The following is a 17,159-nucleotide window of genomic DNA, read 5'->3' as shown; positions in this document are numbered from 1 at the left end:
CAAGCCAGTTAGATTCAGCACCACCCAGTCAAGCAACGATCAAGCAAATTACGCCCAACAAGGCACATAACGCATAGCTTTCGTTCCAGCGTCTGGGTCATAGGCTCTGATCAACCCTGCGTTCACGGTGTCTTTTATCACTCGACTTACCTGAGCTTGATTCTTTTGTTCGATACCAAAGCGTTCACGTAGAGAAGCATTGTTCATATGCTCACGGTTCACATGTCTTAAACAGCAATGCAGATAGCACGCACGAATGCGATCCTCTTTGTCCATTTCAGCAAACTCTTTATGGCCAAAGAGCACTGAGCGTGTATGGTTTTGAGTCATCTCAAATATCGGCGCAGGCAGTTGATAGAACTCCGTTTGCGAAACGACCTTATCAATACCCGAGCCGCGCTCTTCGCAAATGTTTACTCGCCGCATAAAAGAAGCCAGCGCCTCGTTACGACTTTGTGGCGGTGAGTCTAAAAATCGCTCCGTCGCAACCAAAGGAGTCCCCGGGTTAACGATTTCCATTCGAGCCTCAAAGATTTCAATCAAGGGGCCAGTACCGGTTAAAGAAAAATCCTGATGGATAATGGCGTTAGCCACTAGCTCACGAATCGCTAATTCAGGGTACATTGGCACTTCTTTGCGAAACGCTTTTCCTATTTCCTCATTTGATGGCAATAACGTTTTTAAGTAATCAATCAGCCCCTCAAAGCCAACCGCATACCCTTTATTGCCTTCAATTTCCCGAACAGTTTCAATTCGGCTATTGCCTTTATACTGAATTAAACGGACAGCCTTGCGGCTTAGATGAGCAAAGTTTTGCAGCTTCTTTGCGAATAAGACCGCACCAAGATTTGTAATATTCCATTGCCCGCCTACGGCAGGCTGAATCAACTTATCGGCTTTTAACGCTTCCAAAATCCCACTGCGGTTGTCAGGCAAGGGTAACTCGGTTAAATCAAAATAGGCTGGGTACTCAAGCAGCTTCAACACTTCTTCGGATGAGATATTGCTTGCAGCTAATTGTTGCTCAAAAGGCGTTTTATCAAACGCTCGCCATAAGGCTCGCTCTTTTTCCGGAAACTCTTTGAGTTTTTTCTTATAAGAACCACTACGAATAAACTCAATACCGTCAAATTGAACAGGATTGTGCGTGGCTGGTTGTATTTCTAAAATCACCACGGCCAATTCTTCGAGTTCACCCACCAGAAACTCATAAAAGCGAAAGTGGATTTTTGGCTGCAACTTTTGCAATAACCAGTTTTCAATTTCTTGTTGTTTATGTTTTTGCTGCGATGGCTTAAACGTTGTGCCAACTACTTGATGGGAATCATCATCGACACCAAACACCATGTAAGCACTTTGTTTGCCAATCAATGCAGCCGAATTGGACAGCGCCGATATATATTCACCGATTTTTTCAACATCGGCATTGCGTTTAAACTCAACCCATTCTGTCTCGGTGGGCAATGAACAGAGCTCTTTTAATAACCCCTGCAACTGTTGCGATGTCATATCAACGGGCATGGCAATCTCCAAGTGCGCTAAGCTGTGCCATACAGAATGGAGCTAAGTTACTCATTAAGTTTCCTTAAATTCATAAAGTTAAATGCGGCCCTAAATACGCCACATATACCCGCTTATTTGCTGCATCAGCATAAAAATGCAGGCGGTAGCCGTCAGGTAGTTTTATATGATTCTCGCAATAGACCTGTCGCCCATCATCTAACCAAAACAAGCGCTCTTTCTTCTTTTTGGGATCATTAGCTACGCTGTCTGATTCACCGCTAACTTCAGCCGCCAGGCCCAAGTCTCTTAAATACTCATGGCGATATTCAACATACTCACCTGCAAGCCATTTATCACTAAACGACTCCAGCACATTTAGTGCATCACGCGCCTTGAGCAAGACATCTTGCCTAGCAGACCAACCTTGCAGACTTGTACCAATTTGATTTGGTAACAAAGTGAGATGAGGAAACAAATCCGCTCGTTGCAACCAAATATCCTTAGCTGAACTTAACAACGCATTACGGCGTTGTTTGAGCTCATCACCATGTATTTCCAAGCTTGCAGAATCACTCAGATTTAAAAGCGCTTCATCCCTTTGTTCTGGTGCTGCATCAAGCTCGATAACCCATACTTTAATATGGCTATTTGCCCAGGCAGCTAGAGCAGTGAAACTGGCAAGAAAAGTCTCAAAATAAAACGCGGCCAATAGCACTTGCTTACCTGAACCCTCTTCCGGCAAACCAACTTCTACCGTATCACCAACACTTTCAATATCCACGGTTTCAAAGAGAGGCTGTTTCGTTTCAAGGGATTTAAGAAACCGGCACCAATCCGTTAGCTCCGCTACCTTGCTTGCCGAGGCAAACCAATTGCGCACATAGTAGCCGTTAGCCAGTTCCAGCCCCATCAGTGACTTATCTTGATCTTCATCAACCAACAAGATTTTTAGACCCGCAGTTCGACAAACTTTAAGCACGTTAAAGAAAGCCAATAATCCATTATCTGCATCCTCTTTGCTGGCAAACGGCAAAGAGTGATGGTTCAACACAATTCCATTGCTCATAGCAGCCTATCCAGCTCCTTATCCCATTGGTCAAAGAAGCCTTCCGGCCAGCAGTCTATGCGGCCTTCATCATCAATATTTGGGTACATAACTTCTGAGGCATGAATAGAGTTATGAACATCTCGCTGCAAGAAAAAGACTTTCACATCGTCAGCCGCTACTACTTTCTGTTTCACCGCAACCCGAATACCGTTGAGAAAATGGTCAGAATGAGATTCAACGATTAATTGCACACAATTATTGGCAGCAATGGCACATAGCTTACCCATTAATGATTGCCCAGCCGGGTGTAAGTGTGATTCTGGGTTTTCAATAATCAGCAAATCACCTTTTGACGCACTTAATATACTGGTCACGACAGGCAACACATAACTCAATCCAAAACCCACATTCTGCGGCTTAAACTCTTCGGTCGTGTCTTTCCCTTGGTTAAAAGAGTAACTCAGGCTCGCCGAATTAAATTGAGGTTGCGCCACTGCATTAATTTTTAGCCCGGGTGTAATATCCGACATCCAAGCTTCAATGTTGGCAAGAAGTGTCCCTGAAACTGCCTTTGGATGACGCAACGCTTCTATTTCCAAGTCTTTTGCCCTATTTACTGCGATAAAGTGAACCGCAAACTCACCATGATGACCAAGCGATTTTAAATCACGAATATGAAACTCAGACAATTGGTGGTGACTTTGCGGCCCTAATCTATCCGCACAGAGGTACTGAAAATTAGAGTTGAATAAACTCAAAGATTCAGAATCACCGTCAATACCCGACTTGCGAAGTGGTAAAAGATCCGAGTCATGCTGATAATCAAACTCAAACCGTGCTGGCTGATCTTTCTCGCGCCACTTAACGGTGAAAATAATCTCTTCTTGTTCACTAAAACTGGAAAGAGCGTCTTTACCCGTACCGATATTGACGTAATCTCCATTTAACAGCAGCCCCTTGGTTTTGAGGGTATTGCGTTCGTAAGACTGCCTTAAAAGCAACAAGCTCTGCACAAGCGTCGATTTTCCCATGCCATTAAGGCCTGAAAATAAATTCAGATTGCCCAGTGGAAAGCTAGCATTCAACAAGGTTTTAAAGTTCTGGATATTAATAAATTCAATCATTCAGCACCTCGTTAATCAACGCATTGACTTTTTCGTAGCGAATTTCCACATGCTCTTTGCGTTGAGTGGAATAGCTAATAGCATTAATAAACTCAGTATTTTCCAATAACGCTTGTACTTTTCCTTGAAACTCGGCTTGCTTATTAACTAAGCGGCTAAACTCGTTTTCAGTTAATTTCACCAACATAACCATCCAGACTTCAAACAGCGTTGCATTTTTTGACCGTCTTCTTGATGTAGGATTTTTTTCAAACCCCTTTTCTCCCAACAGCTGGTAACAGCGCTCTATCGCAGTTGAGTACCTAGTTTTAAACTCTGAGCGGTAGGCATCATCGCCTTTCTTGATGTCTTCCATCGCTTTATCTAAAAACGAGGCAATTTCCTTTTTATTTTTAGGGTCAAGATAGTCAAAGCGATAAAATGCCCAGAATCGCAATACCAGCTCCTGATCCTTCATCCGTTTGGAAAGGTCGCCTAGCATGGCTTTCGAGCATTCTGAATTGGCTAATTCTTCGAGCAATTCTCTGTCTCGTGGCTTAGCGAGCGCATTACGGATCTCTTGGTTATTGAGTGTTAAACCGCCCGTATTGATACGGCGAAACACGGAATACTTAACATCATCAGGTGTGCCCGGTTTGATCATGTACACTGTGACTGGACATTCTTCAATACGGCGCTGATATTGGCGATGTAGCTTATCGAACGTTTTTCCATTAAGTTCCGTCAAGAATTCGAGTCCATTAAGGCGAAGCTTTTTATCTAATACAAACTTGCGAATAGTGGATAACCGTTGTAAACCATCCACAATTAGCCAATTATTTTCATCGGACGCATCAAAGTAGAAAGCTGGTAACGGAAACCGGATCAAAATGGACTCGATTAACCGGCTCATCTTGCGGTTATCCCATAACTCCGCATGACGCTGAAAATCGGTATTCATGTCGATTTCATTGTGGTGAATACGCTTAATCAAGGCATCCAACGACTTCGGCTCAACGACGATATCAATATCGGTCGGGTTGAACGGGTGCATCACCTCATCAAGCAGTTCGGGCTCTTCCTCTTCTGTACCAGGCCCAACCAATTCTGCATCGAGCTCGGTTTCTTGATAATCAGCCATGTGCTTCCCCTTTTATTAATCGCGTTTTACCCGTCAGCAGCTCTTGCATCATGCCTTGTTTGATTTGGCGGGTTTTGCCAAGGCGTTGTTCCAGTGCCTGAATCTCTGCGTCCATATCCGAGAGTATGGAGGCGATGGCGGTTTGTTCTTCATTGGATGGTAATACTAATTGAATAGTCCGAAGTTCATCTGAGTTTATCGAATCAAATGTCGAACCTTTAGAAAACTTTTCCCATTGAGACTCGAAATTAATTAGCCAGTGATATAAATAGCTATTTGGGTATCGTATAGCGCAAACTCCACGACCAATACAACAATCAAATTCAGCTATTGCAACTTCGCCAACTGGTGCTCTAACAGATATGAGTAAGTCACCTTTATTGGCTTTCTTAGTTATTTGTGATGTGTAGTTTCGGATTATTGTTTTCCGATTTGATATGTCAGCATTACCTTGAATTAACGGCAAGCCTATACCCTTGGCATTATAATTACCTGAGCTTGGAGACTGTCCCATGTTGAGATTTGATATGTCACCAAGTATTACAACCCTCCAATCCTCCGGTATTTCCCCCAACTCACTTGGCTTGGTACCTTTTGGCGTGCCATCTTCCCGCAAAGCAAACTGCGGCAGGCGGGTGCGGCCGGTGAGGAGCTGCTGCATAGTGGCAGTTTTGATAGCTTGTTTTTTTGCGATCAGTTTTTCTAATTCGCTAATCAGCGCATCAACATCGGATAGTGCATTGGCTATGGCGGTTTGTTCTTGCGAGTCAGGAAGTGGAACTAAGAAGTTAGCTAACTCTTTTGCTCCCAAGTTGGGTTGAGCAGCACCACCCGCCCAAAGTGAGATCATGTTTTTAGCAATATTCGACTTGAAGTATGCTGATACAAACTTGGTTGTTGTTGATTTCTTTGGCCTGACTATAACTAGAGAACTGGCGACAGCACCAAGCCCAAAATCATCAGATACGACTCCAAATTTACCAAGCGAACCTCGCAAGCAGTAAACCAAGTCACCGGATTTTACTTTTCCTCCCCCAAGCCTCTCGTAAACATGAGTTGGTATATAGTCCATATCAGCAAGGTCAATTTTCCCTTCTGATACATGACCTGCGTTAATAAAAGGTATCCCAGAGTTAGAAAACTCATGTGCGGAGGGGTAATTTGAACTTCGATCCCCGTTTTCAAAGTTACATATTTCGCCAAGGTATTTTAATTCCCAATCTTCTGGAATCACGCCAACTTCTGTCTGCTTATAACCAGCCGGAATGAGATTTAAACCCATTTCAACTACCCCGTTATTCATAGCTCCCACTCCAACCCCATCGCTTTTAAATGGCCTGCCACTTTATCGCTCAGGTTTTCTACTGATTGGGTAAGGGCAGGCAGTGGCTCGCTGTAACGTTCTTCTAACTCTTTAACGCGATTGGCTAATTGTTGGGTCACGCGCTCAATTTCTGCCTCAATATTGCTTTGCAACGTCGCCAGCCATTTATCTTTTACAATCAAGGTTTTAATTTCGTCGATACTCAGTTTCGGGTATTGTTTAAACACCGCTAAATCGAGGGCATCTTGGGCTTTTTTTAGCGCTTTTTTAGCATTGGCTTCATTATCAAACAGCTTTTGAGCTTGTTTTAATGCCGATTTTTCATCGGGATCAGTGGCAACCTTCAAACGTGCCGTGACTGTGGCTTTGGTGACTTTGTCTTTATCATTCAATGCTTCATTAAGTTGGCCGTCGTCACCGCTATTTTCCTCAAGATAGCTCTCTAACTCTTGACTGGCACTATCAAGTTTGCTTTGCAAGGTATCGATTTTAGTTTGTTCATCGGCAAAATAGCGTGCCACGATAAGTGCAGGGGGGATCAACTCAGCTTTATACTTTGTTTTACCAATCACTAAGTCAGGCGTTTCTCTCAGTTTTTCACCTTTTTTGACTTCTAACTCACGCAATACCTTACCTGTAGACCAACCATCTTGTACCAGTACGTACACATCGTCTTGCATTGTATCACTCCAGTAATCCATCAGGATCTGGTAGATATCGTATTTGCTCAGCAACGGTGTTTGTGAATAGCTTTGTAACAAACTTTCGCCAATTTCAGCAATTAACGCTTTAGGCTGATCACCTACACGGATCTCAGCTAAATTAGATGCGCGAGCCCAAACGTGATAATTCTGCAAGCTATTCGTTGCAAACTGTTTAAATTCATCATGGTTTAGAATGGTATTCTTCACTTCAGAGGCTTTAACTAAAGCTTCGCTATAACCATCACGTGCTGGTTTGAATAGGGTCGCGCGAATACTTGGGAATATTTGCCAGTAGCGTTCTAAGACATCGATATCACGATTGGGAATACCACCTTGTAGATGGGCACTGAGGTCGTGTAAGTCTTCTGGTTCACTGGAATCAATATAACGCGGTATATTTAGGTTGTAGTCATTAGCTGCTATTTCGCTTAATGGCACCATTCGGCTAAAGCGAGGTTGTTCTAATTGCTTGGTAAATACCTCAACAATTTTATAAATATCCTGACTACGCAGGCGGTTTTTATTGCCATCTTTGATAAAGCCTTTGCTGGCATCGACCATAAAAATACTTTCTCTCGCCTGCGCGTGTTCTTTGTCGATCACGATAATACAGGCAGGAATACCCGTACCGTAGAATAGGTTGGCAGGTAAACCGATAATTCCTTTGATATAACCTTGCTTAATCAGATTTTCACGAATACGCGCTTCGGCGTTGCCCCGGAACAATACACCGTGGGGGAGAATGACGGCGCCTTTACCCGTGCTTTTTAAGCTTTTGATAATATGCAACAAGAAGGCGTAGTCACCATTTTTTTCTGGGGGAATTCCCCAGCTAAAGCGATCAAATTCATCCTCTTTAGGATTAATGCCGTTAGTCCAGTTTTTGTTGGAGAAAGGGGGGTTAGCGACAGCAAAATCGAAGGTTTTCAGTTGCCCGTTGGCTTCTTTCCACTGTGGATCTGAAATGGTGTTGCCTTTCCAGATTTTCGCGGTGGCGTTGTTGTGTAGGATCATATTCATACGAGCCAAGGCGCTGGTGGCGTTGTCCATTTCTTGGCCAAAAATACTCAAGCCACGCGGTGCTTCATCACTCGCTTTTAATAATAATGAACCTGAACCGCAAGTTGGATCATAAACGGTAGCGTCTTGCGGCGTATTACTATCAATACCAATCACTTTCGAAAGAATGCGTGAAACTTCGGATGGGGTGTAAAACTGGCCTTTGGACTTACCTGACTCAGTCGCAAAGTGACGCATTAGGTATTCGTAAGCATCACCCAATAAATCGTCACCATCCGCGCGGTTGGAAGAGAGATCTAGCCCTTCAAATATGCCTATCAGCTTGGAAAGGCGGTCAATCATCTCTTTGCCTTTTCCTAGTTTATCTTCGTCGTTAAAATCGGCGACATCGATGACACTTTTGAGATCGTTTTCTTCGGCTAACGCACTGATGATTTTGTTTATTTTATCGCCGATTTCTTTATCGCCTTTAAGCGCAACCATATCATCAAAGCTGGCACCTTGGGGTACGACAATCATGCCGTAAGGGTCGCCTTTATACTTATCAGATACATACTTCATAAACAGCATGGTCAGTACATAGTCTTTGTACTGGCTGGCATCCATCCCACCGCGTAATTCGTCGCAACTGGCCCATAGTGAGGAGTATAGTTCGTTTTTCTTAATGGCCATTTGGGTTCCTTAACCTTTAGATGATAGATTTGTTGCCTATAACATTATAATGATTGATTCAGCGCGTAACTAAATAATTCACATAGCTTATCTAGCGTTTTAAAGTATTCATAGCGTGTTTTTGTACAAAAACATAATCTAGTCCGATTTTCCACGTTATGTCGCTGATACGTATTTAATATTCACTTATTAAACGGGCTACAATGATTAGCTAGTAGTCGCTAGTGTTCTTTCCATGTGATTTTTATTATTAATGAATTGATTTTCATTGTTTTTTTACTGTTTAGTTTGATGTGTCAATGTTGCTTATACTATCATTGTAATGATTTTTCCTCAAAATATTCAAATCGAAGTCGATTAGAAAGAAGTGAGTCCAATTGTTTTCTTCGGTATTGGATAGTAACGTTCGTTGAGTGTGATATTAGTTTGTTATAACGATAGATTACGCAGTACTGCCAGTGTGAATATTACCTAATTGCATAGGTGGCCCTAAGGCCACCATATGTATTATTAATACTGACTATAGCCTATCGTACGGTAATTCGAACTGTAGTGTTTAGAATATTCTTTAGCTAGGTAATTTAATCGTTCTATTACGGTATTATAGTCATCGCTAAAGGATAAGGCTTCTCGATTTAAACAGTACCGACAGTTCTCAGGGTAGTGAACTATCGTACTGACATCATCCTTATTACAATTATGAAAGGCTATAACCTATGCTACGTGAATTCGCATTATAATGTTTCGAGTGCTCTTTCGCTAAGTAGCTTAGCCTATTCATCAACATCGCTCGATCCGCTTCAAACGTTAAGGAATTCTGATTTAAGCAATACTTACCGTTATTAGGATAGTGTACTAATGCGCCAGTCGGGTCTGAGATAGGGTCTAATTGGAGCTGTAACGCACTGTACCACGCGGACGTGATCATTGTCCTTAGACTCGGTTCATCTAAGTTATAGTCTCCTAGATGATAGTAGGCGTCTTTATTGAAGATTAATACACAGTGGTAGTGAGGGAGCTCAGAACTGGATTGTTCTTTTACCCATACGTAACGCAATCGGTTAAGGTAAGTACGTTGACCTTTTCGCCTTTTACTGTATTGATAATGTTTAAGCTTAGCGTTTAATGAATCAATGAAACGAGACATCACTTTATCTAGGTTAATAAAGCAGGTTGGCATATCCCCATGGTTATCTATGAGAGGGAACCGTAAGTCTACGCGTAATGCCATAATACGAGTGTAGTCAGTTAAGGAATGGGTTAAGGTCTTTTCTATGATTCTTATGTAATCAGGGTTATACATGGAATCGTTATCATTAGACATAAGTATACCTTAGAGCCATGGGTAATGGCTCAGTGATTAATTTAAGGGGTAGGGTATAGGTAATGAGGGTTACCTATACCCAGTTTGCGTTAATGGTTAATTCGATTACATACCTAATGATGAATATGTATTTATAGTTATATTCACTAATAGGATTATATGGCTAGTAGATATATACCAGTTAATTAATAGATCTATATATGGGATATTAGATTAAATAGATCAGTAATAGATTAGAAGTATATTACCTATCCAACATCAATAATATCACTCAGCCCCCTTTATATCAGAGTTGATTAACAAATAACCACTCTGGAGTTAATGCGTATAACTAGAAAAAATAAGGATTTAAATGTAATTCTATGCAATGATACCTAACGTTTCACTGTAAAATCTTGGTTTAAATAATTTTGACTGCCTATTGCCTCCATCATGGGAATGTACTCAGAAGGTCCATCTTTAACCTGTAATAAATCATTTAAATCAAATCGGTAAATATACGTTGTTTTATTTTTTTTCTTTGAAAAGAATTCAAGTCTAGATGCTAATATAGCAAGTGATTTATCCAATCTTTTTGAGTCCCTTAAACTGTTAGGGCCATATTGTCGAATGTAGTTCTTATTAATTTCTTTTATATTATTTTTATCAAAAAAATTATTTAGCCATACAGATAGAGTATCGGCATCTCGATTAGCCATGGAGATTTCATCATTAGCTGGAAATAACTTTAGTTGTTCAAGATAAAACCAGTGAACTAGTTTTCCCGCAGATTGTAAGCTATCTAATGAGATTAATTTTTTATCATATGAAAAATAATGTATTATCGCTGCTAAGCGGAGCCAATGCTCAGCCATTTTAGAGCCAAACTCCTTATGGTGATAAAGTGTGCCTGATTTCATCAAATTTTTCTCTATATCATTATAAGTATCAATCCAGTGAGCTTTTGCTTCGTCAGAAAGGGATAGGTTATATCTTATATTAATTCTATTGCGATTTTGTATTGTTGTTAATGATAATATTTCTGTTAAGCGATGATGAAATTTAGTTAAATATTCAGAGTATGATGTTGTATCTGTAATTATTCTATAACCTTGGGTTGATGCTGGTTGGCTAATCAAACATCGGGCAAAAAAGCCAATATCTTTAGCTTTATCTCCCTTTTTTTGTATAAATTCTTTGAATATAGTAGGTTGAACCATTAAGGATAATGTCATTCTTGCATCTTTAATATATTGATCTTCTTCACTCTTACGAGAGACAGAAAATGGGCTCCCATCCCACATCTTATTAATGAAGCCGAGCTCATTCAGAGCTCTCCCCTCGAAAACAACTCCTGCTTCATCTGACATCAAGCCTATGGAATTAGAGCCTTTGCTGAGGTGATCTTTAATTGCTTGTGGTGTCGCATCATTAAAACAAAATTTATATAGAATGGGCTCTTTGGGCTCAGAATTAGACAAAACTTTAAATTGTGCCTCAAAATCAGATAGGTCATTACCTTTTTGGTATGCGGTAGTAATGAGTTTAGATAATGACTTTTTCTTGAGGTCAAATAACTTTTTATCATGGCGATAAGCACTCATTTCAGTTTGATATTTTTGATTAAGTTCAGCCTCCATTTGATAAATGGGTTTCATGAATAGTTTATCGACGGTACTTTTCCTTTCCCCTGATTCAGCTAAAGTTAGAAAAAAAAGAGAGACAGGCATACTATCATTATTATATCTCAAAACGTTGATTTGGTTCTGACAAGCTAAAGACATAACTCCTAAAGCAGATACAGCAATTAAAGGAATGGGCGCTTGGGTATTTTTGTGAACTTCATTAATGGCATCTTTGATAATGTTCGGTAGAGCATCAATGGGGAATGTATTTTTATTCATATTTAAATTTCTCTATTTAAAACTAATTAAGTTAACTGCTACTCCTGCTATTAATAGCAGAAATAGCAATAATCAGAATGGTAAAAAAAAGATAAAGTTACCCTGATAAATAATTAATCAAAAAATACTTGATAAATTTATTTATTCAATTTAGTCTTTATTTAATTAATACAGCTATGACTAATAGGAGCCTTACTTTTCATTAATCCATATCAGTAAATCACTTAACAACCAGGCACAGGATTTAGGGCCTAGCTGCTTACGTTTAGGGAATTTACCTTCCCGTTCTAGTTTCCATGCGGTTGTGCGGGATATCGATGTGATTATTTTTCGCTCTTTTTCACGAACTAGGCGATCACGAGGTTCTCCATAACGTTTAAGAAGCTCCATACGTAACGTTGAGTTTGGGGTATTTGTATCCATTGTTATCTTTTCTTAGCAAATTTATTGGGTACGTATATAGTGATATAAATAACGGTAGCTTGGCAATCGATTGAACCCTTATTAAAGAATGGATTTTCAACTTATTGTTTTATTTGTTTTTATTTTTTACTTTGAGGTTTTTTGGGGATATTTGGATGACGAGATATTGGGAAAGTAGCCATGGACATTTGAAGAAAAAGGTATGGTAAACCACTAAATAATACTATGAGCTTAACGGAGGAAATTTGTGTGTGATAAGTATTTAATCGGACACCATTATATCTAATTATGGGTAAATGAGAGGTGATATCAAAGACAATAAGTTAGTATATACACTATTAACTTGAAGATGCATTTTTCAGCATCTGGAAGTTCTCATTAATACGATCAGTCAACGTCTCGGTGATGAACGGTATTTATAGCTGAAGAAGCAATGGATTCTTTTTGGCTGAGAGGAAGTGGCGGTTGTGCCTCAGCTGCTTAATCACCGGCTTGCTGTTTCAAGGCGCTGTAGGTTTTCACGAACATCTGCTGAGCTTTTGCGCTGAACTTATGCGGCACACCCTAGGGTCTTCGGTAACTGAAACTGTTGCGGTGCAGCCACTTGTTCATGTCCAGCACGGTGTAGTGGACATCCCACCATTCTTAGGCTTCAGCTTTTCGTTATTAAACCAGTCCTACTGGTGGCTACGGACTATCGTTTCATTAATACGCTGGGATTGAGCCTCTGATACCGCTTGACCAGCCTTCAGCAGAAAGCAGTATGAACCGTATCCTGTCCTAGATTCTACGTACGGCCACGACATTTGCGATGCTGTGCTTCAAGAGTACGTTTCTGTTCAGAACTGAGTTCAATATTTATATTGTCAGCATGCCCCTTATTTTGCATAAAATTAAGCAACTTCAATGAACGCGGGTATAGTTGATAATATCATTTCTTACGAATAAATTTAAATTAACCCCTCCTTTCTGAAATTGTAATAAAAAGGAGGGAAGCGGTTATTTTGTTTTTTTTATTAATTTTATTTCTGGATAAGAATTTACCCATCCTGCAGTGGTTGCCTCATTAAATTTAATTTTATTTCCTTTTTTTTCTGAAAGTAAATTTAAGTCTTTATTAAACTCAGTAGAACTATAACTTCTATTTTTAGAACTTTTCAATTCGTAAAAATCATCTGATAGCTTTTTGTAAAGAATATAAATGGCTTCACTTTGCTGAGCGGATGTTCTACTTTTCCCTTTATTAATATCGGGATAGGGTCTCCATTTGTTTTTTTTAGCTAAAGTTAAAAAAGTTTTCTCTAAAATATAAAATTCGCCTATAGCCACTTTTTCTTTTTTAGGTAAAGTGATTAAATCAAAACTATGATATTTAAATATATCTCTATCATTATCATTAATGATTCTATCTATATCTGGAATTCCAGAAATCATTAATTCTTTGAATTGTTCATCGTGCATAGATATATTAATGCCATCGAAAGAATCTCCTATTATATGATATACATCATTTGTATAATTAACACTACCTTTTATTTGTAATGGCCAATAACCTGATATTAATCCTTTTATTTTATATCTGTAATTTATATTTAAATCCATATTGAGTGATTCGCTTACTAATTCTAATTTGTATCTTTTGTCAAACGTGAAACTTTGAAGCTTGTTCTTTTTAGAGTTATAACATGATACTAGTTTTTCTATATCACAGGTAGTCGGTGATTTCTCTAGTTTTTCTTTCGAATTTAAATATAAAAAGCAGTCTTGATTATCATAGTGATAAAAAATATATATTCTATCAGTAAACCAGTATGCAAGGAGATCTCTGTAGTTAAAGTTATACTCATTGAGTATTTTCGATAATTTCAGAAATTTTATTCTTTTCATGATAACCTCATTAATATTATTGTGTTTTTTTATATATTACTATGAAAAATAAAATAGTCGTATTTTTATGAAAAATTTTTTGAGTGAAAGCTCCTTTGTGTGAGGTTTTTAAGTTATTTGTAATGATAAAACTCGATTTAATTCTTCTTCCCATAGGGATAAAGCTGCGCGTTTTTCATTTAGATAATCATATCTATCATAGTGTTTAGAACTGACGTCATTCAAAGCATGATTTTGAATTCTATCACGGATTTCTTTACTTATTCCAATTTCACCCATTAAGGTCTTACAGGTTCTGCGAAGGTCTCTTGCTGTGAAGTGTTTAAAATCTGGATGGTATTTCCTAAAGTAGCCAATTGCTTGTGCTAGGCTATCTGTTCTTGTTGGTCTTTTTCCATCTTTAGATAACGGAAAAATATAGTTACTATTGAGGTGAGAGGTGAGTTTTTGGATAGCTTCAAGCTCTGATAGTGCGGAATCTGTGAGAGGAATAAGGTGCTCGCGCTTATTTTTGGAAATATCAGATGTAATAAGTAGTGTTTTAGTTTTCCAGTCAATATTACCCCACTGACTTGCAATGAGTTCATAAGGTCGCTGTCCGCCTGTAAATATACATAGCCTAATTAAGTGTTGCATGAGGATACCAACACCAGAGGTTTCAGCTATTGAATTCATGATAAATGATAGTTCTTCCCAGTTTAACCATGTATTACCGACTTTTTCGGCAGCTGATTGTTTAGGTATCATTGAAACAGGATTTGACTCTAATCCAAATGTGATACCATTATTTGCATTCATAGGGTCGTTATCAGCCTTAATCCCAAAGTTAAAAGCAGCCATTAAATATGAACGTATCCGATTTGAATGTACAACCGCCCCACGTTGGATAATAGTACTTAACAGGTTTTTAATTTGGATTGGTGTTACATCCTTTGCCTTTGTGCCTCTAGGGATCTGCTCATAGCATTCTTTTTCCAGCCTTTTTAAGACATCTTGCCATGTACGTTTATTATCTTGTTTCATTTTATTAACATAGCCATGTATCAATTGCTCAAAAGAACCTTGGCTATTATTAAATTGGGCTAATTGCTGTTCTTCCTTTTTAAGGATATCTAATTCATTGGTTGGATCTTTACCCTCGCTGAGCCATAAACTATATGTTTTAGCAATTTCATTTGCAGTCGCTAGCTTCATTTCAGGCCATAGGCCAATTTGGATAAACTTTTCTTTTTTGCCTTTGTTTACATAATAGCGAAAGTAGAATACTTTTTTCCCAGAGGGTTGTACTTTGATACCAATGCGCCCAGTACCTCTCTGTGAACTTTGGTGCCAAGAATAGTAGGCTGAGGTTTTAGGCTTTAAAGCACGAATGGCTGTTTCGGTTAAATTCATTTGATTATCACCAATAATGTGAGAGACCTGATTATTATATCAGGTCAGGTAATGGGTCAGGTAGTGTTTGAACAATTAGGTATTAAAATAAACGAATGAGAACGTTTTTTTATTTTAATATTATGAATTTTAATAATAAAAAAACAGATTGAGAACAATTTAAGAAATGTGAGAACAAGTATTATGCATGACTCATAATCGATTGGTCACTGGTTCAAGTCCAGTAGGGGCCACCAAATTTATTAAGGAGTTAGGTGTTAATCACCTAACTCCTTTTTGTTTTTACCTGATTTTGGGTCAGGTAAAGTTTTGGGGCAGAATGGCTCAATTATCTAATTCAATACACCCATGCTGACCTCTTCAGTAGAGGTGAGCCGATCCGTTTCGTCTTCCCTCGAAATCACCAGTACACCTGCATCATGTTTGGATAAATTGACAATGCCAGTATTGTAATCCAAATAAATGTATTGGCTTTTATTCGTTTTTGTATTGACGACCCAATAGTCATTGATAAATTCTACGCCATACTGCGGGTCAGTCAGGACATTATCGTCAAGTGTGATCATTGAGTTTATCGATCACGCGTGCGTTATGGGGAACGGGTTTAGTGTGGACGGCTCATGCGTCGATATTTAATGGGTCGAAATATACCACGGTATTCGCGAAGACTTGAAAAGACACCTGTACGCCGATGATCAGTAACATTATTTTTTATTTTAATCTCAATATTTTTATTAAGCTTTTGTTGTAAAACACTAAGTTCATTTTGTGAAAATGTTGTAGATGGTTTGACACCCCTAACCGAGGTAAACTCAACCCCAACTCACCTTAAGCGGTAAGTGATTGAATGAGTAGGGGTTTTAAGTAAGCAGTTACTATACCCTCACTTGCCAAGCCGGACAGTTGATTATCCGGCTGAGTGGGGGGAGTAAGATTTTCAAGGAAGATCCCAGCACTGAACTGGGATCTTTATACATTTAAAAATCAGACCACTCTGCGTAGCTAATATCATCTTCGGTTAATTCAGTAAAGCCATCTTGACTCAGCATTTTATTAAAATAAAGGATCGTGTCTTCTAACGCCTCCTCAATAGTATCTCCATACCCAATAGCACATTCGGGAGAACCATCAAATTTTCTTTTTATTGCTCAATCAGTCATTCCAGTGAAATTTCCAGATTGGCTTTCATAAATTTTCACCTTCATTTTTGAATAAGGTAAAATAGGGATCATCGTAACCGTGAATTCAGCAACTGTTTTTCTTATCCGACCCACATTCGTAATATGTAAATCATGCCACATAACGTATTCACCTTTTATTGTTTTCCAAACGATATTATCTTTCCATCGACTGTTTTATCTAGATATTTTCCATTTTTATAATAACGAGTTACATTATCAGTCGCGCCTCTTATCTTAGCAGTTCGAGCGCCTTTTAAATTACAGTCTCGGTTTAAAGTCTGGATCTTCATCATCATGATCCCAAAATGGGTGGGGTTCCATGTAATCGCCGTTTTCAATGACTGAACACCATCCAAAATCGCTATAAAAAACGCAGAGATCAACGACTCTATATATCCCTCTACTAGCGCGACTTAATGTTATTAAAGATGGCTCATTATAGATATAATTGCCACCAGCTCTGGCTATAACTCTTTGTTCGAACAATGTTCTATTATATTCGCTCACTTCTCCAATAATTCTTGTTGATTCAATTTCAAAAACGACTTCAAACT

The 17,159-nt window shown here is 39.0% G+C and carries 14 protein-coding genes; all 14 read right to left on the bottom strand.

What is annotated here, in order from left to right; all coding sequences use genetic code 11:
- Positions 1-48: 48 nt before the first annotated feature.
- Positions 49-1,521 carry an ATP-binding protein gene (locus P2E05_RS16575; RefSeq protein WP_276122917.1) on the bottom strand — a complete coding sequence of 491 codons (1,473 nt, stop codon included), beginning with the start codon at positions 1,519-1,521 and terminating at the stop codon, positions 49-51.
- Positions 1,522-1,591: 70 nt separating this feature from the next.
- Complete coding sequence (locus P2E05_RS16570; RefSeq protein ID WP_154611578.1) at positions 1,592-2,569, bottom strand: hypothetical protein; 978 nt, start codon at positions 2,567-2,569, stop codon at positions 1,592-1,594.
- Positions 2,566-3,675 carry an AAA family ATPase gene (locus tag P2E05_RS16565; protein ID WP_214038671.1) on the bottom strand — a complete coding sequence of 370 codons (1,110 nt, stop codon included), beginning with the start codon at positions 3,673-3,675 and terminating at the stop codon, positions 2,566-2,568. The genes P2E05_RS16570 and P2E05_RS16565 overlap by 4 nt, the downstream gene beginning before the upstream one ends.
- Positions 3,668-4,795, bottom strand: coding sequence for a DUF262 domain-containing protein (locus tag P2E05_RS16560; protein ID WP_214038670.1), 1,128 nt, complete (start codon positions 4,793-4,795; stop codon positions 3,668-3,670). The genes P2E05_RS16565 and P2E05_RS16560 overlap by 8 nt, the downstream gene beginning before the upstream one ends.
- Positions 4,788-6,098, bottom strand: coding sequence for a restriction endonuclease subunit S (locus P2E05_RS16555; RefSeq protein WP_276122916.1), 1,311 nt, complete (start codon positions 6,096-6,098; stop codon positions 4,788-4,790). The genes P2E05_RS16560 and P2E05_RS16555 overlap by 8 nt, the downstream gene beginning before the upstream one ends.
- Positions 6,095-8,515 carry a type I restriction-modification system subunit M gene (locus P2E05_RS16550; protein WP_276122915.1) on the bottom strand — a complete coding sequence of 807 codons (2,421 nt, stop codon included), beginning with the start codon at positions 8,513-8,515 and terminating at the stop codon, positions 6,095-6,097. Before P2E05_RS16550 ends, P2E05_RS16555 begins: the two co-directional genes overlap by 4 nt.
- A 510-nt stretch (positions 8,516-9,025) precedes the next feature.
- A complete protein-coding gene (locus P2E05_RS16545; RefSeq protein ID WP_240297212.1) occupies positions 9,026-9,187 on the bottom strand; it encodes a YagK/YfjJ domain-containing protein in 162 nt (53 codons plus the stop codon).
- A 25-nt stretch (positions 9,188-9,212) separates the two neighbouring features.
- Positions 9,213-9,839, bottom strand: a complete 627-nt coding sequence (locus tag P2E05_RS16540; protein ID WP_276122914.1) for an inovirus Gp2 family protein — start codon at positions 9,837-9,839, stop codon at positions 9,213-9,215.
- Between the two features lie 374 nt (positions 9,840-10,213).
- Entirely contained in the window at positions 10,214-11,722 is a 1,509-nt protein-coding gene (locus P2E05_RS16535) for a YfjI family protein (protein WP_276122913.1), read from the bottom strand.
- 192 nt (positions 11,723-11,914) lie between these two features.
- Entirely contained in the window at positions 11,915-12,145 is a 231-nt protein-coding gene (locus P2E05_RS16530) for a helix-turn-helix transcriptional regulator (RefSeq protein WP_115167879.1), read from the bottom strand.
- 999 nt (positions 12,146-13,144) lie between these two features.
- The gene (locus P2E05_RS16525) at positions 13,145-14,032 is read right to left on the bottom strand and encodes a hypothetical protein (RefSeq protein WP_115167877.1); all 888 of its coding nucleotides are present in this window, start codon (positions 14,030-14,032) and stop codon (positions 13,145-13,147) included.
- A 108-nt stretch (positions 14,033-14,140) separates the two neighbouring features.
- Positions 14,141-15,424 (bottom strand): tyrosine-type recombinase/integrase, encoded by a 1,284-nt coding sequence (locus P2E05_RS16520; RefSeq protein WP_115167876.1) that lies wholly within the window; start codon positions 15,422-15,424, stop codon positions 14,141-14,143.
- Between the two features lie 332 nt (positions 15,425-15,756).
- Positions 15,757-15,990, bottom strand: a complete 234-nt coding sequence (locus P2E05_RS16515) for a hypothetical protein (RefSeq protein WP_196713612.1) — start codon at positions 15,988-15,990, stop codon at positions 15,757-15,759.
- Between the two features lie 582 nt (positions 15,991-16,572).
- Positions 16,573-16,725: a hypothetical protein gene (locus tag P2E05_RS21755; protein WP_196713611.1), complete on the bottom strand. Its 153-nt coding sequence runs from the start codon at positions 16,723-16,725 to the stop codon at positions 16,573-16,575.
- Between the last annotated feature and the right edge of the window lie 434 nt (positions 16,726-17,159).

The sequence above is a fragment of the Providencia stuartii genome (assembly GCF_029277985.1).
Taxonomy (GTDB): domain Bacteria; phylum Pseudomonadota; class Gammaproteobacteria; order Enterobacterales; family Enterobacteriaceae; genus Providencia; species Providencia zhejiangensis.
The sequence above is the reverse complement of the archived record's forward strand: the minus strand, read 5'-3'. Positions and strand labels throughout refer to the sequence as shown.